Genomic DNA, 21064 nt, shown 5'->3' on the forward strand with positions numbered 1-21064 from the left:
TCTTCGATCACGGCGCGCTGGCCGATCAGGTGATCGACGTGCTGGCCAATCCGGAGGCCCATGCCCATCTGGGCCCGGCGGCGCGGGCGCATGTGGTCGAGAAATACGATTTCCTCACCCGCTGTCTGCCAGAGCATCTGCGCCGGATCAACGCATTGGCGCCCGGCGCCGCGCCCATCGCATTGCCCTGAGGCCGGCGCGCGCGGGGCAGGGCGGGTGGCCGTCCTATGCCTCGTAATGCCCGCTCTGGTGCCAGCGCCAGGCGTCCGAGATCATCGTCTGCAGATCCGAGCGGTGCGGCTGCCAGCCCAGTTCGGCGGCGGCGCGGGTGCTGCCCGACACCAGCTTGGTGCAATCGCCCGCCCGGCGCGGGCCGGTCTCGTAGGGCACCGCGCGGTTGGTGACGGCACGCGAGTGCTCGATCACCTCCAGCACCGAAAACCCGCTGCCGGTGCCCAGGTTGAAGACCCGCGATCCCTTGCCGGCCTCGAGCCATTTCAGCCCCAGCACATGGGCATCCACCAGGTCGCAGACATGCACATAGTCGCGGATGCAGGTGCCGTCGGGCGTGTCGTAATCGGTGCCGAACACGGTCAGCGCGGCGCGCTTGCCGTCGATCGCGTCCAGCATCAGCGGCACCAGATGGGTCTCGGGGCGGTGGAACTCGCCCACCTCGGCCTCGGGGTCGGCACCGGCCACGTTGAAATAGCGGAAGATCACCGACCGCAGCCCATGGGCGGCGCCGAAATCGCGCAGGATATCCTCGACCGCGCGCTTGCTGGCGCCATAGGCGTTGAGCGGCTGCTGCGGCGTCTCTTCGTCCAGCACCACATTGTCATGTTCGCCATAGGTGGCGCAGGTCGAGGAGAACACGAAATCCAGGCAGCCGGCGGCTACCGCGGCCTCGATCAGGGTCAGCGACCCGCCCACATTGTTGGCCCAGTAGCGGCCCGGTTCGTTCATCGCCTCGCCGACCTGGCTCAGCGCCGCGAAATGCATCACCGCGGCGGGCCGGTGTTTGGCGAAGACCTGATCCAGCCGCGCCCGGTCGGTCAGATCGCCCTGTTCGAAGGGGCCGAATTTCACCGCGTCGCGCCAGCCGGTGACCAGGTTGTCATAGGTGACCGGCGTATAGCCGGCGGCCCGGAGGGCCTTGCAGGCGTGCGACCCGATATAGCCCGCGCCGCCGGTGACCAGAATGGCCGTCATGTCCGTCATCTCCCCCTTGGGCCTGTCGCCAAAGCGCAGTGGTGTCCGATGTCCTGCCCGCCATAGCAACTGGGTCCGGGTTCTGCCAGCCGATATCCCCCGGAGGGGGCGGCCTGCGCTCCAAAGGTCCGTTCTGCCCGTGCGCCAAAGGCACAACCTCGAACGCGGGATCGGCGCCGGGCGAAACATTCTCGGGTTGCCGGCCATTCTCTGCTACAGCAGGCAGCAGACCGCCGCGGGGCATGGATGGCAGATTTGTGCGGAGACGCGGGTCGAACGGCGGTGGCAGGCTGGAATGACATTGATTCCGGTTCGCGCACAGGCCTATACGAAGGCGAAACCGGGTTCGCGTAACGTGGACCGGAACGGAATGATTATCGAGGGTATGTCATGACGCGAAAAGTTACCAAAGCCGTCTTTCCGGTGGCGGGGCTGGGCACCCGGTTCCTGCCGGCAACCAAATCGGTGCCCAAGGAAATCATGACCCTGGTCGACCGGCCGCTGGTCCAATATGCCATCGACGAGGCCCGCGCCGCCGGCATCAAGGAATTCATCTTCGTCACCTCGCGCGGGAAATCCGCGCTCGAGGACTATTTCGATCATTCCCCCATCCTCGAGCAGGAATTGCGCAAGAAGGGCAAGACCGAGCTGCTCGAGATCCTCAAGACCACCAACATGGACAGCGGCGCCATCGCCTATATCCGGCAGCACCGGGCGCTGGGGCTGGGCCACGCGGTCTGGTGCGCGCGCCGGCTGATCGGCGACGAGCCCTTTGTGGTGATGCTGCCCGATGACGTGATCGCCGCCGAGAAACCCTGTCTGCAGCAGATGGTCGAGGCCTATGCCGAAACCGGCGGCAACATGGTGGCCGCGATGGAGGTGCCCACCGAGAAGGCCAGTTCCTACGGCATGCTGGACGTGGCCGAGGACATGGGCGCGGTGGTCTCGGTCAAGGGCATGGTGGAAAAGCCGCCGGCGGCGGAAACCCCGTCGAACCTGGCGGTGATCGGACGCTATATCCTGGCGCCTTCGGTCCTGAAGAACCTCAACAAGATCAAGTCGGGCGCCGGGGGCGAAATCCAGCTGACCGATGCCATCGCCCACGACATCGAGAACGGCAACCCGGTCTATGGCTACCGGTTCCGGGGGCAGCGATTCGATTGCGGCTCGAAGGCGGGGTTCCTGCAGGCGACCGTGGCCTTTGCCCTGGCCCGCGCCGACCTGCGCGACGACCTGCGCCAGTACCTGGTCGAGATCATGCAGAGCAGGGAAGCCGCCCAGTAAGGGCATTTCACCGAACCGCGCCTGCATGCGGGCGCCGGATTCGGGTCGGATTCGGGTTGGATTCGGGGGGCACCGCCGGCCTGTTCCGCGGCCGTCTGGCCGGGACCCGGAAAAATTCCGTATATTGCAGGTGTTGCGTCCTACCGGTTTTGAGGGGTAGGAGCAGATGGTCCTGATCGGCAGGATACAAACGGTGGAAAGCTCTATATGATCCGATTGCTTAACCGGATGACCCGCACACAGAAGGCGGCGGTTTTCATGGCGATCGACATGGCGCTGATCCCGCTGGCCCTGCTGTTCACCTATGCGGTGCAGCCGCTTGCGGCCTCGCCGCTGGAGACCCTGCGCCAGGCGGCGCCGATCCTGCCCGCGCTGATGACCATCGCCGCGGGGTTGTCGATCTGGCTGAAGCTGCCCTATATCCAGCTCAATGCCTTTGAGCATCACGCGGTCGGCCGCAGCACCGTGCTGGTGCTGGTGCTGACCGGCAGTGCGGCCGGGTTGACGGCGCTGGCGAAGATTCCGCTGCCGCCGGGAACCCATGTGATCTTTGGCGCCAGCTATTTCCTGTCCTTTCTGGCGGTGCGGGTGCTGCTCTATCAGATCGTGCTGGGGATCTATCGCCGGGCGCGACCGCGCCGGCCGGTCCTGATCTATGGTGCCGGCAGCACCGGCCTGCAACTGGCCCAGGCGCTCAAGACCCATGAACGGATCGTTCCGGCGGCCTTTGTCGATGACAATGTCTCGTTGCAGGGAATGACGCTGATGGGCCTGCCGGTCTATCCGCCCGCCCGCCTTGCCGAAGTCGCCCGCGCGCGGGGTATCCGGCGGGTGCTGCTGGCGATGCCGTCGCAGAGCCAGCCCAAGCAGGCGCAGATCGTCACCCGGTTGCAGCAGATGGGGTTCGAGGTACAGGCGCTGCCATCCTTTGCCCAGCTGATCGGAGAGGAGCCGCTGGTCGACAAGCTGACCTCGATCCCGCCGCAGAGCTTTCTGGGACGGGCGGCGCGGGATGTGGAGCTGGCCCAGGCCAGCGCCAGCTATGCGGGGCGCAGCGTTCTGGTCAGCGGTGCGGGCGGCTCGATCGGGGCGGAACTGTGCCGCCAGATCCTGAGCTGCGGCCCGACCCGGCTGGTGCTCTACGAGCTGAGCGAGCTGGCGCTTTATACCGCGCACCAGGAAATCACCCAGCTGACCGAAGGAACCGGGATCGAGGTGGTGCCGGTGCTGGGCTCGGTCACCGACCCGCGCCTGGTGCGCAAGGTGCTGACTGAAAACAGGGTGCAGGTGGTGCTGCATGCGGCGGCCTACAAGCATGTGCCGCTGGTCGAGGCGAACCCGCTGGCGGGGCTGGCCAACAACGTGTTCGGAACCCAGACCCTGGCGCGCGAGGCGGCCGAGACCGGGGTCGAGCGGTTTATCCTGATCTCTTCGGACAAGGCGGTGCGCCCGGCCAATGTGATGGGGGCCTCCAAGCGGATGGCCGAACTGGTGGTGCAGGATCTGGCGGTCCGCCATCCGGGCACGGTGTTCGCCACGGTGCGGTTCGGCAATGTGCTGGGATCCTCGGGATCGGTGGTGCCGCTGTTTCAGGACCAGATCAGCCGGGGCGGGCCGGTCACGGTGACCGACGCCCGCGTCAAACGCTATTTCATGACCATCCGCGAGGCGGTGCAGCTGGTGCTCTGTGCCGGGGCCGAGGCCACGGGGGACGAGATCTTCGTGCTGGACATGGGAGAGCCGGTGGCGATCCTGCACCTGGCGCGGCAGGTGATCCAGAGCGCGGGCTACAGCGTGCGCGACGAGGACAACCCGCAGGGCGATATCGCGATCGAATTCATCGGGCTGCGCCCCGGCGAGAAGCTGCAGGAAGAGCTGTCGCTGAACCCCGATCTGCGCCGCACCCGCTATCAGAAGATTTTCTGCGCCCAGGAGGACAAGCTGTCGGAGATCGAGGTCGCTGGCATGCTGCGCGGGCTGCGCCAGGCGATGGCGGCCAGCGATGCCGAGCTGGCCCGCGATCTGCTGGAGCGCTGGATCGACTGGGTGCCGACCCCCGCCGAGGACCTGACCGGCAAGCTCTGAGCCTGAAAGCCGGGCTTTCGTGCCGCGCCCCGGCCCGTTGTTTGGCCCGCGGCCAGCATTGCGGCTTTACGAATGCGGGGGCCGCATCGCATAAGAGATTAACAAGTTCGAGGGCAGGATTGTTTCATGCGACGCATTGCGGTGACGGGTTGGATGCTGGCCGCGGTTCTGGGGGCCGCCGCGCAGGCACAGCAGGCCGATGTCGTCATCCCCGGTGCCGTGGCGCAGGAACCGGTGTTTCGGACGCTGCCGGTCCCGACGCTGAACTTTTACGGTGTGCCGGGTGTCATCGACATGCCCTCGGCCGAGATGCTGCCCGAGGGGCAGTTCACCACCACGATCAGCTATTTCGGCAATCAGGGGCGCTATACGCTGACCTTTCAGCCGACGCCCTGGATCTCGGCCAGCTTCCGCTACAACTCGATCGGCAACTGGAACCTGCGCGGCTTTCCCACCTATTACGACCGGGGTTTCGATGTGCGGTTCCGCCTGGCCCGGGAAACCCGGTACCGGCCCCAGATCGCGCTGGGTTTGCAGGATTTCGCGGGCACCGGCGTCTACGCGGCCGAATACCTGGTCGCCACCAAGACATTCGACACCCCGCCGCTGGGGGCCTCGCACCTGCCCGGACGGCTCAAGGTCACGGCCGGTCTCGGCTGGGGGCGGCTGGGCAGTTTCGGCTCGTTCGGCGGCTATGGAAGCCGGCCGGCCTTCACCCCCGGCAGCACCGGCGGCCAGCTGTCCTATGACCAGTGGTTCCGCGGCCCGATGGCGCTGTTCGGCGGCCTGGAATGGCAGGCCAACGACAAGTGGAGCTTCAAGCTGGAATATTCCTCGGACGATTACGTGACCGAGACCCAGACCACCTCTGTGTTCCAGAAGAAATCGCCGGTCAATTTCGGGGTGGAATGGCAGGCCAGCCCACGCACCCGGCTGGGGGCCTATTACCTTTACGGGTCGGAATTCGGCCTCAGCGCGCAGATCCAGCTGAACCCGAAACAGCCGGCGATCCCGCGCACCCTGGCGGCGCCGCAACCGATCCAGCCGCGCCCCGACCGTGCCACCAACCCCGAGGCCTGGAGCACCAGCTGGTCCGAAGGCCGCCCGGCGCCGTTGCTGCGCTCGCTGTTGCAGGCGGCACTCAAGGACGAGGGGCTGATCCTGGAAAGCCTCGAGATCGACGCCCACAGCGCCCGGCTGCGGTTCCGCAGTTCGCGCTACCGGTCTTACGCGGTGGCAGCAGGCCGGGCGGCCCGGACCATGGCCCGCATCCTGCCGCCCTCGGTCGAAACCTTTCACCTGGTGCCGGTCTCGCGCGGGATGAGCCTGTCCACGATCACCCTGCGGCGCTCGGATCTGGAGGCGCTGGAATTCGATGCCAATGCCTCGGAGGCGATGCTGGCGGTGACCGGGTTCAACTCGGCCGCGCCGGCCTCGGACAGCGCGGTCTATGGCCGCGAGCTCTATCCCGATTTCAGCTGGTCGGTGGCGCCCTACTTCGCGCCCGCCTTCTTTGACCCCGATCAGCCGCTGCGCATCGACGTGGGCGTCGATTTCGGCGCCACCTACCAGCCCGCGCCGGGCTGGGTGATCTCGGGCAAGATCCGCCAGCGGCTGGCCGGCAATACCAAGGACGGCCGCCTGTCGCCCTCGGCGCTGCCGCCGGTCCGCACCGACCAGGTGCTGTATGCGCAATATGACACCACGCTGAACAACCTCTACGTGGCGCGCTACTGGCAGCCGGGCAAGGACCTCTATGCCCGGGTGACGGCGGGCTATTTCGAATACGGCTATGGCGGCCTGTCCACCGAGGTTCTCTGGAAACCTGTCAACAGCCCGCTGGCGCTGGGGGTCGAGGCCAATTACGCGCTGAAGCGGGATTTCAACCAGCGGCTCGGCTTCCAGGACTACCGGGTCTTCACCGGCCATGCCTCGGCCTACATGGATATGGGCAACGGGTTTCACGGCCAGATCGACGTGGGCCGCTATCTGGCCGGCGATATCGGCGCCACCGTGTCGCTGGACCGGGTGTTCGCCAATGGCTGGTCGGTGGGGGGCTTCTTCACGCTCACCAATGTCTCGTCGGCCGATTTCGGCGAAGGCTCGTTCGACAAGGGCATCCGCTTCAGCATCCCGCTGGAATGGTTCCTGGGCAAGCCCAGCCGCAAGTCGCTGGGCACCACGATCCGGCCGATCCAGCGCGACGGCGGCGCCCGGGTGCATGTGCCGGGCCGGCTCTACGGTCAGGTCCGCGAGGCCCATCGCAAGGCGCTGACCGACGAATGGGCGGGGTTCTGGGAATGACGGATATGAGACGCAAGGGGCTGATCCTGGGGCTGCTGGCGGTGCTGACGGGCTGTGCCTCGGGCACCGAAGAGGTGCCGTTGCAGGTCGAGATCGCCAAGAATACCCGCGACATCATCAAGGCCCGCCGCGCCGGTCCGGCCGAACTGCCGCCGGTGACCCGGGCCGAGCTGGACGCGTTGACCGCCCCGGCGCTCGAGGCGCGGGTCGAGCGGCTCGACATGGCGGCCTATCTCTATGTCTCGGCCGAGCGCGACGAGGGGCCGGCCGGCCATGTCCAGGTCTGGCGCACCGGCGACAATGTCTCGCTGACGATGCGCAACGGCGTGCTGGTGGCGACCCGCGGGATTGGCGGCGATATCCTGTCCAGCACGGTGCAGGTGAGCGGATCCTTGCCGGGCCCGTCCGAGGGCGGGCCGCAGCTGCAGATGATCCGGACCGGCGATATCGAGGAGCGCCGCATGACGCTGGCCTGCGATCTGGCCGATCGGGGACCGGCCCAGATCGAGATCGTCGGCCGACGCCATTCCACCCGGCTTATCGAGCAGTACTGCGTTGGAGATACAGGAGAAATCACCAATTCCTACTGGATCGACACCGGCGCGGGCGTGGTCTGGCAATCACGGCAATGGGCGGGTCCGGAGATCGGCTATATGCGGTTTCGCCTGCTGCGAAAATGAACGTACGGGGCAAAACTGGAAAAAAGTGTCCCATCTCAGGGGTCTCTAGGTGCATGGCACGTTGAAAAGAGATATGATTCGGTCTACAACCCAGTCAAGTTCAGCCAAAAGGGGTTTGATTATGAAGAAAACGATTACCGCGCTTGCCGCTCTCGCAGTTATGACGCCCGCGGTTGTGTCGGCTGCAGCCATCGATGATGCACGTGACGCCAACATCTGCGACGTGACCCGCGCCGAGTACCTGGAAGACGGTCGTCTGAAGGTCTGGTGCGTTCCCGGCACCGTGAACCCCGCCTATGCAGGCGCGGTCAGCGGCGGTACCGCAGCTGGCGGTCTGGTCGGCGGCACCATCAGCGCAGGGGCAGCAGCCGGTATTCTGGCCGCTGTTGTGGTTGTCGCGGCCGTTGCCGGCGACGACAGCTCGACCACCACGACCACGACCGGCAGCGGCAGCTGATCCGGACGGCCTTTCGGCCGACCATGGTCCATGTAATCTGAGGCAGGCCCCTTTGCGGGCCTGTTTTCGTGTCTGCGCCCCGGCCCCTGCGCTCCGGGGGACGCCGTGCCGGGCAGAGGGTCGCTTGCAAATCCCCTGCCTGGACCGGTATCACCGACAGACAAATGCCCGCGGGCACAGCAGGAGAACCTGAACGCATGTCGAAAACCGCGCTGATCACCGGGGTTACCGGGCAGGATGGATCCTATCTGGCCGAATTCCTGCTGGAAAAGGGCTATGAGGTGCACGGGATCAAGCGCCGCTCGTCGCTGTTCAACACCCAGCGGATCGACCATATCTACGAGGATCCGCATACCGACCATGCCCGGTTCCGGCTGCATTACGGCGATCTGACCGACAGTTCCAACCTGACCCGGATCCTGTCCGAGGTGCAGCCCGACGAGGTCTATAACCTGGGCGCCCAATCCCATGTGGCGGTCAGCTTCGAGGCCCCCGAATATACCGCCGATGTCGATGCCATGGGCACGCTGCGCCTGCTCGAGGCGATCCGCTTTCTGGGGCTGGAGAAGCAGACCCGGTTCTATCAGGCCTCGACCTCGGAGCTTTACGGGCAGGTGGCAGAGACGCCCCAGCGCGAGACCACCCCGTTCCATCCGCGCTCGCCCTATGCGGTGGCCAAGCTGTATGCCTATTGGATCACGGTGAACTATCGCGAGGCTTACGGCATGTATGCCTGCAACGGCATCCTGTTCAACCACGAGAGCCCGCGCCGCGGCGAGACCTTCGTCACCCGCAAGATCACCCGTGGCCTGGCCAATATCGCCCAAGGGCTCGAAGAGTGTCTCTATATGGGCAATATCGACAGCCTGCGCGACTGGGGCCATGCCAAGGATTACGTGCGCATGCAGTGGATGATGCTGCAGCAGGAGGTTCCGCAGGATTTCGTGATCGCCACCGGCGTGCAATATTCGGTGCGCGAGTTCATCGCCTGGTCGGCGGCCGAGCTGGGCGTCACGCTTGCCTTCTCGGGCAGCGGCGTGGACGAGATCGCCACCGTGACCGCCATCGCGGGCGACATGGCGCCGGCGCTGAAACCGGGCGACGTGATCATGCGCATCGACCCGCGCTATTTCCGCCCCGCCGAGGTCGACACGCTGCTGGGCGACCCGTCCAAGGCCAAGCGCGAACTGGGCTGGGAACCGGAGATCACGGTGCAGCAGATGTGCGCCGAGATGGTGGCCGAGGATCTGAAGACCGCGCGCCGTCACGCCCTGCTCAAGGCGCATGGCATGGATGTGCCGGTCTCGGTCGAGGGGTGAGCGCGATGAAGATCTATGTGGCGGGCCATCGCGGCATGGTCGGCAGCGCCATCCTGCGCCGGTTGCAGGCGCGGCAGGCGGCGGGCGAAGCGCTGGAGCTGATCACCCGCAGCCATGCGGAACTGGACCTGACCGACCAGGCGGCGGTGCGCGATTTCATGGCCGCCGAACGCCCCGACCAGGTGATCCTGGCGGCGGCCAGGGTGGGGGGCATCCATGCCAACAACACCTATCCGGCGCAGTTCATCTATGAGAACCTGATGATCGAATGCAACGTGATCCACCAGGCCTTTGCCGCCGGGGTCACGCGGCTGTTGCAACTGGGGTCAAGCTGCATCTATCCGCGCGCAGCCGCCCAGCCGATGGCTGAAAGCGCGCTCTTGACCGGCCCGCTGGAACCCACCAACGAACCCTATGCCATCGCCAAGATCGCCGGCATCAAGCTGTGTGAAAGCTACAACCGGCAATACGGGGTCGATTACCGCTCGGTGATGCCGACCAACCTTTATGGGCCGGGCGACAATTTCCACCCCGAGAATTCCCATGTGCTGCCCGCCCTGATCCGGCGGTTCCACCAGGCGGTGCGGGAAGGTGCCGACGAGGTGGTGATCTGGGGCAGCGGCACGCCCATGCGCGAATTCCTGCATGTGGATGACATGGCGGCGGCGTCGCTTTTTGTCATGGATCTGGAACGCGCGGTCTATGATCGCGAGACCGAGCCGATGCTGAGCCATATCAACGTGGGGTCGGGCGTCGATCTGAGCATCCGCGCGCTGGCCGAGCTTGTTGCCCGGGTGACCGGCTTTGCGGGGCGGCTGGTCTTTGACGCCAGCAAACCGGACGGAACCCCGCGCAAGCTGATGGATGTCAGCCGGCTGGCCCGGCTGGGCTGGCAGGCCTCGATCCCGCTGGAGCAGGGGGTCGAGAGCACCTATGCCTGGTTCCTCGGGCATGTGCCGCAGGACTGACAGATAATCCGTTTTATGTAAAACAACCTGCCTGCCGGATGTGCAGGCGGGTTTCCCGCCCTTGATGTGACGCAGGTTACAGACGAAGTCGGCACCCCTCCCTACGCTCGCGCATGGACGCATACGCTGGCGGGTCCCGGACGCGTTTCCTGGCCGCCGGAGCGGGAAAAGATGGGTCGGAGATACCTTTTTTCCCTTCCCGGCACGGGCAGGCGGACAAAGCACGTGACACGCGTGTGCCGAAGGGTAGACTCGCCGGCATAGTTTAAACGGAAAATCAGTCAGCCATTTCCCATGCGCGGACTTTCAGAGGGAGCATTCCATGACCATTCTCAATCAGGGCGATGTCGCCGTTGTTGGCTGGCAACCCGATACGGTTGACGCCTTCAGCGTTGTCTTGCTGGTCGATGTGGATACCAACCATCCGATCATCTTCACCGAGCAGAGCTGGACCGACGGCAACAATTTCGCCACCGGCGAGGGCGAGATTTCCTGGACCCCGCCCAGCAACCTGACCGCCGGAACCATCGTCACCTTTTCCGAGACCGGGTCCGAGGGCGTGATGAACGTCTATGTCAACGGTGTCTCCAGCGGCACCGTGAACGCGACCCAGGTCGGGATCGGCGGCAATTTCTGGTCCACTGCCAGCGGTGGCGACCAGCTCTTTGTGCTGCAAGGCTCGATCGCCTCACCCACCCTGATCTGGGGCACGGATTTCGACGACAGTGCTCCTGAAGGCGCCTGGTCGGGCATTCCGGCCGGGACCTCGGGCACCAATTCGACGCAGCCGCTCAATTCCGATCTGAACACGGCCTTTTCACCGGCTTACATCGAACTCGGCGGCGGCACAAACGGCAACCTCTATTACAGCGGGACCACCACCGGCACCAAGGCCGAGTTGCAGACGGCGATCGCCAATGCCGCGAACTGGACCGCCCAATCCACCCCCTTTACCTCGACAGCGGGCGCCGACCCCTTCACCTCGCTCAGCGCCATGACGGTGCAGGCGCCGGGCGCCGCGCCGACGGTGGACACCAATACCGGCTCGTCGCTGAACGAGGGCGCGGTGGATGTCATCACCTCGACCGAGCTGGACACCAACGATGCCGACACCACGGATGTCAATCTGACCTACACGATCACCACCAACTCGGTCTCCAATGGCACGCTCTGGCGGGATTTCAATTTCAACAACGTGGTCGATGCTGGTGAAAGCGCCCTTGGTGTCGGCGGCACCTTTACCCAGAACGAAATCAACAGCGGCACCATAAGATACCAGCACAATGGCGGTGAGACCACTTCGGACAGCTTCGGCTTCCAGGTGTCGGACGGCACCACCCCGGTCACCGGCCAGACCTTCACCTTTACCATCACCCCGGTCAACGACCTGCCGGTGATCACCGGGTTTCACGGCGATGTCTCGGCCTATAACGAGCTGTTCGGCGTCCCGGTTCCGATCGAATCCGGTACCGATGTTTCGGTCACCGACCCCGATCATGCCAATTTCAACGGCGGCAGCCTGACCGTCTCGATCACCAGCGCGCTGAGCGAGGATCAGCTGTCCATCAACAATGGTGGCATCAATGGCATCGGCGTTGCCGGCGGTGGCGTGTTCTACAACAGCGTCCAGTTCGGCACCGTCAGTGGCGGCACCAACGGGGCGAACCTGGTGATCACCTTCATCTCGGCCGCCGCGACACCGGCGGTGATCGAAGAGCTGATCGAGGCGCTGCGCTATGACAATTCCAGCGATGACAACCCGACCGGCGGGGCCCGTTCGATCAACATCGTGCTCAATGACGGCGCGGGCAATTCGGCGACCTCGACGGCGACGGTGAATGTCACCGCGGTGAACGACAACCCCGGCATCTCGGGCCTGCCCGCCGACGTCACCGTCACCGAGGACACCGCCGGCAATATCGACCTGTCCTCGGTCACCCTGACCGATCCGGACAGCGACCCGATCACCGTCACCCTGAGCGTGGACGCGGGCACCTTCTCGACCCCGGCGGACGGGGCGGGCGTGGGCAGCGGAGTCACGGAAACGCTGGTCAATGCCACCACCATCACGCTGGTGGGTTCGGCGGCGGATATCACCACCTATCTCGATACCGCCTCGAACATCCAGTATACCGGCGCGCTGAATGCCAATGGCGACGATGCCGCTACTCTGAGCATCACCGCCAATGATGGCGACGGGTCGGGCGATGTCAGCCTGGGCTCGGTCAATATCGACATCACCGCGGTCGACGATCCGGCGGTTGCGGTGGATGACGCGGTCTCGGTCAACGAGACGGCAACGCTCAACGGCGATGTGTTTGCGGCCAACCCGACAACCGCGGATTCGGATGCGGACAGCGATCCGTTCAGCGTCACCGAGGTGAATGGCAATGCCGCCAGTGTCGGCACCCAGATCACGCTGGCCTCGGGCGCGCTGCTGACGCTGAACGCCAACGGCACCTTCTCTTACAACACCAACGGCGCCTTTGACGGCATGGCCCTGGGTGCCACCGACACCGATACCTTTAGCTATACCATCACCGGCGGCGATACCGCGACGGTGACCGTCACGATCAACGGCGAGGATGGCGACGAGGTGTTTGACGGCACCGCCGAGACCGGCAATTTCAACGGCGGCCCGCTGGGCCACGATACGGTGACCTATATCACCTCGGCCAGCGGTGTGGTCGCGGACATGAACAATCCGGCCAACAATACCGGCGATGCGGTGGGCGATAGCTATACCGATATCGAACAGCTGGACGGCAGCAACCAGAACGACACGCTGACCGGCACCAGCGGCGACGACATCCTGGAAGGCTGGGACGGCAATGACCGGATGATCGGCCTGGGCGGCAATGACTTCTACTATGTCGACAACCCGCTGGACGAGATCGTCGAGACCGCGGGCAACGGCACGATGGACCGGGTGTCGGTGCATATGAACGGCAGCTATACGCTGGCGGCCGGGGTCGATATCGAACTGATGACCACCGCCAATTCGGCGGGTACCACGGCCATGGACCTGATCGGCAACGAGGTGGCCCAGACCATCGTCGGCAATGACGGCGCCAACATTCTGGGCGACGGTGGCGGCGCGGGCGCGGATATCCTGCGGGGCCGGGGCGGCGACGATACCTATCGGGTCTATAATGCCGGCACGCAGGTCATCGAATCCTCGTCGCAGGGGGCCAATGACCGGCTGGCGGCCGGGGTCGACTATGTGCTGGCCGACGGGGTGTTCATCGAGCTGCTGACCACCTCCTCGCGCAATGCGACCTACAGCCGGGATATCGAGGGCAACACGTCGAAACAGACGATTGTCGGCAATGACGGCAAGAACGTGCTGGGCGATGGTGGCGGGTCGGTAGCCAATGGCGACACCCTGATCGGTGGTGACGGTAACGATCTCTATTACGTGCGCAGCGCCGGCACCACGGTTGTCGAGGCCGTGGGCGAGGGCACGTTCGACCGGGTCTCGACCAGCAAGAGCTTTACTCTGTCGGCGGGGTCCGAGGTCGAAAGCATCAACACCACCTCGCGGTTCGGAACCAATGCGATCGACCTGACCGGCAACGAGCTGGCGCAATGGTTGCAGGGCAATGGCGGCGCCAACCGGCTGGACGGCAAGGAGGGCACCGACGAGATGTCAGGCGAAGGTGGCAACGACACCTTCGTGTTCTCGACCGCGCTGGGGGCCGGCAATATCGACACCATCCGCGATTTCAGCGTCGCGGACGACCAGATCGAACTGGCCTCGGCGATCTTCACGGGCCTGTCCGCTGGCACGCTGGGCGCCAACGCCTTTGTCGCCAATACCTCGGGCACGGCGCAGACCGCCGATCACCGGATCATCTATGATACCGACAGCGGCGCGCTGTTCTTCGACGCGGATGGCAATGGGGCCGGGGCGGCGCAGCAATTCGCCATCCTCACCACGGGCCTGTCGCTCACGAACGCGGATTTCGACATCGTCTGAGCCAGCCTTGGAAATAGCCAGCGGCGCCAGACACATATGGCGCCGCTGCCACAAAATAGTTCCGAAATAGTTAACAAATTTTGCTATAGTCGCAGGACGTTATAGCGGCGCACCAATCTTGAGCTCCCCTCTCCCAGTATTTTCCGGAGGGGGATTTTGTAGTCAGGTGATTTCTTGCGCGGGCCTTGGCCGCCGCCATCACGCTCGGATGACCTCTCTTCCAGGGGTCTTGGCCGAGTTCATTGATCCGGGCTGCTCTGCGCGCATCCGCATGGGTCGTTTCGAAGAGAAATTTGAAAGGAACCGCACATGTGCGCCAATGTCGTCGCTTCGGGAACCTCAACCGACGAGTTCGACTCCTGGCTGGCGTCATTCAAATGGGCCGATTCCCACCTCACCTTCGCCTTTCCCGATGCAGCCTCCTATTATGGCTATACTGTTGGAACCCGTGGCCCTTTCCAGGCGTTCAACGACGTTCAGAAAGCCGCCGCCCGCATGATCTTTGCCGAGGTGGCAAGTTTCACCACCCTGACATTCAGCGAGTTGCCCGGTGACGGAACCGGGGACAAAGCCGTGTTTGCACTGCATTCCGAAGTGGGAAATTTCGGTGCCTTCGCAGGCCTACCCGGGACCAGCGAGTATAACGGAGATACAGTTTACGCCTCTCCCGAGGTGGACAACCCGATCAGCGGCAACGAGGCCTATCTTTATATCCTGCACGAGCTTGGACATGCTTTCGGGCTGGAGCACGGTCATGAATTTCCCGCCTTCAAGGCGTTTGGCCTCGATTCCCAGAACTACACGACCGTAACCTATACCGACTTCTTCGAGGACACTCAGGGGACATTCGACGGCGGGCCCATCGATTGGGCGCAAACCTTTCCCATCCTCGATATCGCGGCCCTTCAGTTTTTGTACGGGGCCAATTACGCCACCACGGGCGAGGTCTGGAGCGGCAATTCCACCTATACCTTCGACACGACAACCGGAGAGATGTCCATCAACGGCACCGGGCAGGGTGCGCCCGCCGGCAACCGGATCTTTCGAACCATCTGGGACGGCGATGGCGAAGACACCTATGATCTGAGCAATTACACCACAAACCTGAAGATCGACCTGGCGCCCGGTGAATTCTCGATTTTCGACGATGCGCAGCTTGCCGATCTGAATGGCAAGACCGGTGCCCGGGTGCCCGCGGATTTCAACGTCGCCAATGCCCGGCTGTTCGAAAACGACACCCGGTCACTGATCGAACATGCCAAGGGCGGAACCGGCAATGACCGGATCGTGGGCAACCAGGCCGCCAACCGGATCGAAAGCGGCGCGGGCGACGATACCGTCCTGGGCGCCGGGGGCAACGACACCCTGCTGGGCGGGGAGGATGCGGATCTGCTGCTGGGTGACGGCAATTTCGACATGGTCCGGCTCAACTACGGCCTCCCGACCGACCAAAGCGTTTCGGTGGCGGGTTTTGCCATGCCGGCCGGCGATCTGACGGTCGACTGGCTGTTCCGATCCGATGCGCATCCTTTCAGCGGGCGCTTCCAGAGCTTTCTGTCCTATGCCGTCCCGGGGTCGTTCAACGAACTCCTTGTCGGGCTTGGCACCGATGGCGAGATCGAACTCTACTACAACGACCAGTTTGTCGATACCGGCGTCGATGGCCGGGGCCTGTTCGACGGCGACCTGCACCGGATGGCCCTTGTGGTCGACGCCGATGCGAGCAGTACGGTGACCCTTTATGTCGATGGTGTCGTCCTGGCCAGCACGACCTTTCCCACAGGGGCTGTGACCACGGGCGGAACGCTGGTGTTCGGGCAGGATCAGGATACCTTGGGCGGCGGGTTCGACGGCGCGCAATCCCTGACCGGCAGATTGGGCGATATCCGGGTTTTCGATGTCGCCCGCACCGCCGACGAGATCAAGGCGGACGCGTTTACCGAGGTCAGCGCCACCGCGATGCCCAATCTCAAGGCGCATTGGTCGGTCGACGCGGCAAACAGCCAGTTCGTCAATCTGGTGGCACCCGGAACCCCGGTTCTTGTCACGGCGGGGGCCGTTGAGTTCATTGCCGACGGCACCGGCGGGAATGACGAGATCGCCGGAAACGACGGCAATGACACGTTGCGGGGCGGTGTCGGCGACGACACGCTTGACGGCGGCAATGGCAGCGACACCCTGGACGGAGGTTCGGGCAATGACACGCTTACCGGGGGGCTGGGCGGCGATGTCATGGAAGGCGGAACCGGCAACGACTATTACTACGTCGACAATGTCGGCGACGTGATAACGGAAACATCCGGCCAGGGGACGGGGGATCATGTCGCCGTGCGCCGCCTGTCCAGCTTCGAGCTCACGGCCGGGACGGATATCGAAATTCTCTCGACCACCAATTCCGGCGGCAGTACCGCCATCTCCCTTTTCGGCAATGAACTGTCGCAGACCATCGTCGGCAATGACGGCGCCAACACGCTGGGCGATGGCGGCGGCGCGGGCGCGGATATCCTGCATGGCCGGGGCGGCAACGATATCTACCGGGTCTACAATGCCGGCACGCAGGTCTTTGAATCCTCGTCCCAGGGGGCCAATGACCGGTTGGCGGCCGGGGTCGATTACGTGCTGGCCGACGGGGTGTTCATCGAATTGCTGACCACCACCTCGCGCTTTGCGACCTACAGCCGCAACATCGAGGGCAACACCTCGCAACAGACGGTCATCGGCAATGACGGCAAGAACTATCTCGGCGATGGCGGCGGCTCCGCTGCAAACGGCGACACCCTGATCGGCGGTCGGGGCAACGATGTCTATATCGTGCGCAGCGCCGGCACCACGGTTGTCGAGGCCGTGGGCGAAGGCACGTTCGACCGGGTCTCGACCAGCAAGGACTTTACCCTGGCGGCGGGGTCCGAGGTCGAAAGCATCAACACCACCTCGCGCCTTGGCAGCTCGAACCTGAGCCTGACCGGCAACGAGCTGGGCCAGTGGATCCAGGGCAATGGCGGCAACAACCGGATCGACGGCAAGGAGGGCACCGACGAGATGTCGGGCGAAGGCGGCAACGACACCTTCGTGTTCTCGACCGCGCTGGGGGCCGGCAATATCGACACCATCCGCGATTACAGCGTCGTGGACGACCAGATCGAACTGTCGGTGGCGATCTTCGACACCCTGTCGGCGGGTGCGCTGGCGGCCAACGCCTTTTTCGCCGATACCTCGGGCACGGCGCAGACCGCCGACCACCGGATCATCTATGACACCGACAGCGGCGCGCTGTTCTTCGATGCGGATGGCACTGGCGCCGGGGCGGCGCAGCAATTCGCCATCCTCAGCACCGGGCTTGCGCTGACCAATAGCGATTTCGACCTGGTGTGATCCGCCCGGACCCGGCGCCGCTTTGCGCCATGCCCCCTCCCCCGCTCGCGGATGGGGTCAGCCGATGCGCATGTTCCGGTCATGCACGCTGATCGCCTCGTCGAGATCGTCGTAATAGGTCAGCCGGCCGTTTTCCAGCACCGCCCCCGCGTCGCAGACCCGCCGCACCGAGGCCATGGAATGGGACACGAACAGGGCGCCGCTGCTGTTGAGCCGGTTCATGAACAGGGCCTCGCTCTTGCGCTTGAAGGCGGCATCGCCCACGGCGGTGACCTCGTCGACCAGATAGATGTCGAAATGGATGCCCATCGAACAGGCAAAGCCCAGGCGCGAGCGCATGCCGGATGAATAGGTATGGACCGGCTGGTGAAAATGCGCGCCCAACCCGGCGAAATCCTCGACAAAGGCCAGCAGTTCGCCGGTATCCACCCCATAGACCCGGGCCAGGAACTTGGCATTCTGCGCCCCGGTCAGGTCGCGGTGAAAGCTGCCGGAAAACCCCACCGGCCAGGACACGGTGCCCAGGGTGACGATACGGCCCGAATCCGGCTGGATCGCGCCGGCGATCATGTTCAGCAGGCTCGACTTGCCGGCGCCGTTGCGGCCCAGCAGGGCGATGGAGCGCCCCTTGGGCACCTCGAGGGTGATGTCGTCCGCGATCACCTTGCGCGCGCCCTTGAGGACGAAGGTTTTCGAGACATGCTCCAGTCGCAGGGTCATGACGGTTACCGGCGGTCCCGCAGGCTGTAGAAGACGAGGCTGAGGATGGCCCAGATGCCGAACATGACCAGGGCGGTCAGCACCAGCAGGATTTCGCGCCGCGGATATTGCGGGGTCTGCGCCAGGGTCGGGCGGACATAGGCGGCCAGATAGCGGCTCTGCCGGCGGGCTTCGGCGACGGCGGAGTCATAGGCCGACAGGGCCGAGACATAGGCTTCCTCGGCGAATTGCCGGTCCACCTGAAGGCTTTCGAACGTGCCCACCAGATCGGCAAAGACGCCGGTGTCGCCATGCTGGCCGCTCACGCCCAGCTTGCGGCGTTCCTCGCCGATGCGTTTCTCGATCACCTCGATCTTCAGCTTCGCCTGTTCCAGCCGCGGGTCGTTGGCCCGGGCGGTTTCGCGCAGCAGATCCTGTTCGATCAGGGTTTCGGCCAGTTGCGCCTGCAACGAGTTCAGCAGGCCCATCTGCCCCTGGATATCGGCGCCGGGATCGACGATCTGGGTCTCGTTGCGGAACACGGTCAGCGCCCGGCGCGCCTCTTTCAGCCGCTCGATGGCCAAGTCCAGCTCTTCCTTGGCATAGCGGGTCAGGTCGGCGCGGGCGATCGCGGACAGCTCGTTGATCATGTCGCCGGAATAGCGAAAGATCGATTCCGAGATCGCCTTGGCATCGGCGGCCTCGAAGGCGCGGGTCTCGACCTCCATCAGGCCGGTCCCCGGATCGTAGAGGATGCGGACCATCCGGGTCCAGTACTCCACCAGTTCCTCGATCGAGGCGTCTTCGGTCAGGGTAAAGACCGGGTCGTATTCCGGCTTGCGATAGAGGCTGCGCAGATCCAGCTCCCTGTCCACCGCCTGCACCAGTTCCTGGCTCTGGATGAACTGATAGAGCACATCGGTATCGGTGGAGCTGGCCCCCGACAGGTTGCGCAGCCCGCCCAGCACCTCGAGCGCGGAGCCGCTTTCCTCCTGCCGCACCGTGAAGGCCACGGTCGAGGCATATTGGTCGGCGGCATGGGTATAAAGGTAATAGCCCGCCACCAGCGTCGGCGCGACCACCGCCAGCAGGAAGCTGAGCAGCAGTATCCAGTGCCGCGCCTTCATGCTGGCGGGCTGGGCGGCGGGGGCCACCTCGATCACGGTGGGCGATGTGCCGGTATCCCGCGGCCGGGCCGCCGGGGCGGCTTCGGGGGCCTGGTCGACGACGCTGTCGGTGACATCGGTCAGCTCGACATCGGTCATTTCGAACCATTGCTGGTGTTCTTCGTTGCGCACGAAGACCCGCAGATAGATCTTCTCGACCGTGGCATCGCCCAGGGTGACGTAATCCTCGACCCGGGTGAAGCTGGTGGTCAGCCGGCTGAGCCCGGATTCGTGCGACTGCAACCGCCCCACGTCGTCGCGGCTGGCGATCTGATAGCGGACGCGGATGCCGGTCCGGCTGGCCCGGGCCATGAACCGGACCCGGAACCGGCGATGCCGCAGCCCCGGGGCCGGGATCGCCTCGCTATAGACCCCGCCGCTGCCCTCCTCGCCGAAGGTGACGCGCAGCGCGCTGGACGAGGTGGGTTCCGACTGGTCGTGATTGCGCCGGGTGACGGTGGCACCCAGGCTGCCCAGCCAGAGGGTACGGTCCTCGCAGCCCGGGTCGCTGAGGAGATTGTCCTGAGAGCCGGTATCGGCCTGGTCCCGCGTTTCCGCATCGTCCGATGCGGTCTCGTCAGAGGGGGAGGTCGGGTTCGGGTTCGCAGATGACGGTGTGTCGGCCACGTCTATTCCGTTCTTTCAATTATCTAACAAAATCCTTATCTTGCTTTACCGACAAAGGCCATCCTGATCCAGAGTTATTGAAAGCATCCCAACCATGGCATTTCCCGCGGCGCAACAGCCAGGACCCCGCCGTTTTCGCACGTTCCGGAGCATCTCCGCGCTGGTTCTGCGGGAAATGAGCACCTCTTACGGGACCTCGCCGGGGGGGTATATCTGGGCGATTCTGGAACCGATCGCCGGCATCGCCCTGCTCAGCGTCGTGTTCAACCTGATCCTGCGCAGTCCCAGCCTGGGCACGAACTTTCCCTATTTCTACGCGACCGGCCTGCTGCCGTTCCTGTTCTACATGTCGATCAGCGGTCAGATCGCCGCCTCGATCAGCTATTCCCGGCCGTTCCTGTCCTATCCGGCGGTCACCTTCATGGATGCGCTGCTGGCCCGGTTCCTGCTCAATGCGCTGACCCAGTTCCTGGTCATGGTGATCGTGATGACGGGCATCATCTGGATCTTCGACCTGAACCCGATTCTGAACTGGCCGGCCATCATGCTGGCGATCGGAATGCTGGTTTCGCTTACCCTGTCGGTGGGCGTGATGAACTGTTACCTGTCCACCCGCTTTCCGGTCTGGGCCCGGATCTGGGCGGTCGGCAACCGCCCGATGTTCATCCTGGCCGGGGTCATCTTCATCCCCGAGAACGTGCCGGCCCGGTTTCGCGACCTGTTCATGCTGAACCCGCTGCCCCATATCACCAGCCAGATGCGCAAGGGGTTCTTCGCGACCTATGACGCGGTCTATGTCAGCCCGCTCTATGTCTTTGTCATCTCCCTGGTGCTGGGCATCTTCGGATTGCTGTTCCTGACCCGGCACCACAAGGACATCCTGCTGATGCGCTAGGCCGGAGAGGAAGGCCTGAC

Annotated in this window: 13 protein-coding genes and 1 pseudogene; 11 read left to right on the top strand and 3 right to left on the bottom strand. The window is 64.4% G+C overall.

Features of this window, described 5'->3' with window-relative positions:
- Positions 1-191: pseudogene (locus AC2FNA_RS23360) on the top strand (glycosyltransferase family 4 protein); the annotation flags it as partial.
- Between the two features lie 34 nt (positions 192-225).
- Here the strand turns inward: AC2FNA_RS23360 and galE are convergent.
- A complete protein-coding gene (gene galE / locus AC2FNA_RS23365) occupies positions 226-1209 on the bottom strand; it encodes a UDP-glucose 4-epimerase GalE (protein ID WP_496830721.1) in 984 nt (327 codons plus the stop codon).
- A 390-nt stretch (positions 1210-1599) separates the two neighbouring features.
- On the opposite strand from galE, the gene galU reads away from it, so the two are divergent.
- The 9 genes from galU to AC2FNA_RS23410 all read left to right on the top strand — a co-directional run bounded on the left by galU (position 1600) and on the right by AC2FNA_RS23410 (position 17657).
- Positions 1600-2493 (top strand): UTP--glucose-1-phosphate uridylyltransferase GalU, encoded by an 894-nt coding sequence (gene galU, locus AC2FNA_RS23370; protein ID WP_496830723.1) that lies wholly within the window; start codon positions 1600-1602, stop codon positions 2491-2493.
- 207 nt (positions 2494-2700) lie between these two features.
- Positions 2701-4578, top strand: coding sequence for a polysaccharide biosynthesis protein (locus AC2FNA_RS23375; RefSeq protein WP_496830725.1), 1878 nt, complete (start codon positions 2701-2703; stop codon positions 4576-4578).
- 126 nt (positions 4579-4704) lie between these two features.
- Positions 4705-6882 (top strand): YjbH domain-containing protein, encoded by a 2178-nt coding sequence (locus AC2FNA_RS23380; protein WP_496830727.1) that lies wholly within the window; start codon positions 4705-4707, stop codon positions 6880-6882.
- Complete coding sequence (locus AC2FNA_RS23385) at positions 6879-7562, top strand: YjbF family lipoprotein (RefSeq protein WP_496830729.1); 684 nt, start codon at positions 6879-6881, stop codon at positions 7560-7562. The genes AC2FNA_RS23380 and AC2FNA_RS23385 overlap by 4 nt, the downstream gene beginning before the upstream one ends.
- Before the next feature lie 121 nt (positions 7563-7683).
- Positions 7684-8019, top strand: a complete 336-nt coding sequence (locus tag AC2FNA_RS23390; RefSeq protein WP_496830731.1) for a hypothetical protein — start codon at positions 7684-7686, stop codon at positions 8017-8019.
- A gap of 197 nt (positions 8020-8216) precedes the next feature.
- Positions 8217-9338, top strand: coding sequence for a GDP-mannose 4,6-dehydratase (gene gmd, locus AC2FNA_RS23395; protein ID WP_496830733.1), 1122 nt, complete (start codon positions 8217-8219; stop codon positions 9336-9338).
- Between the two features lie 5 nt (positions 9339-9343).
- Positions 9344-10306: a GDP-L-fucose synthase gene (gene fcl, locus AC2FNA_RS23400; protein ID WP_496830734.1), complete on the top strand. Its 963-nt coding sequence runs from the start codon at positions 9344-9346 to the stop codon at positions 10304-10306.
- A gap of 322 nt (positions 10307-10628) precedes the next feature.
- Positions 10629-14285, top strand: coding sequence for a beta strand repeat-containing protein (locus AC2FNA_RS23405; protein ID WP_496830736.1), 3657 nt, complete (start codon positions 10629-10631; stop codon positions 14283-14285).
- 309 nt (positions 14286-14594) lie between these two features.
- The gene (locus AC2FNA_RS23410) at positions 14595-17657 is read left to right on the top strand and encodes a M10 family metallopeptidase C-terminal domain-containing protein (protein WP_496830738.1); all 3063 of its coding nucleotides are present in this window, start codon (positions 14595-14597) and stop codon (positions 17655-17657) included.
- Between the two features lie 57 nt (positions 17658-17714).
- Here AC2FNA_RS23410 and AC2FNA_RS23415 read toward each other — a convergent pair whose 3' ends face one another.
- Together AC2FNA_RS23415 and AC2FNA_RS23420 are read right to left on the bottom strand one after the other, a co-directional pair.
- Positions 17715-18377, bottom strand: a complete 663-nt coding sequence (locus AC2FNA_RS23415; RefSeq protein WP_496830740.1) for an ABC transporter ATP-binding protein — start codon at positions 18375-18377, stop codon at positions 17715-17717.
- 5 nt (positions 18378-18382) lie between these two features.
- Entirely contained in the window at positions 18383-20149 is a 1767-nt protein-coding gene (locus tag AC2FNA_RS23420) for a KpsE/RkpR family capsule polysaccharide export protein (RefSeq protein ID WP_496830742.1), read from the bottom strand.
- 94 nt (positions 20150-20243) lie between these two features.
- Here AC2FNA_RS23420 and AC2FNA_RS23425 point away from each other — a divergent pair, with 94 nt between their 5' ends.
- Entirely contained in the window at positions 20244-21044 is an 801-nt protein-coding gene (locus tag AC2FNA_RS23425; RefSeq protein WP_496830744.1) for an ABC transporter permease, read from the top strand.
- Positions 21045-21064: the final 20 nt, after the last annotated feature.

The organism is Ruegeria sp. YKSD163 (assembly GCF_059612905.1).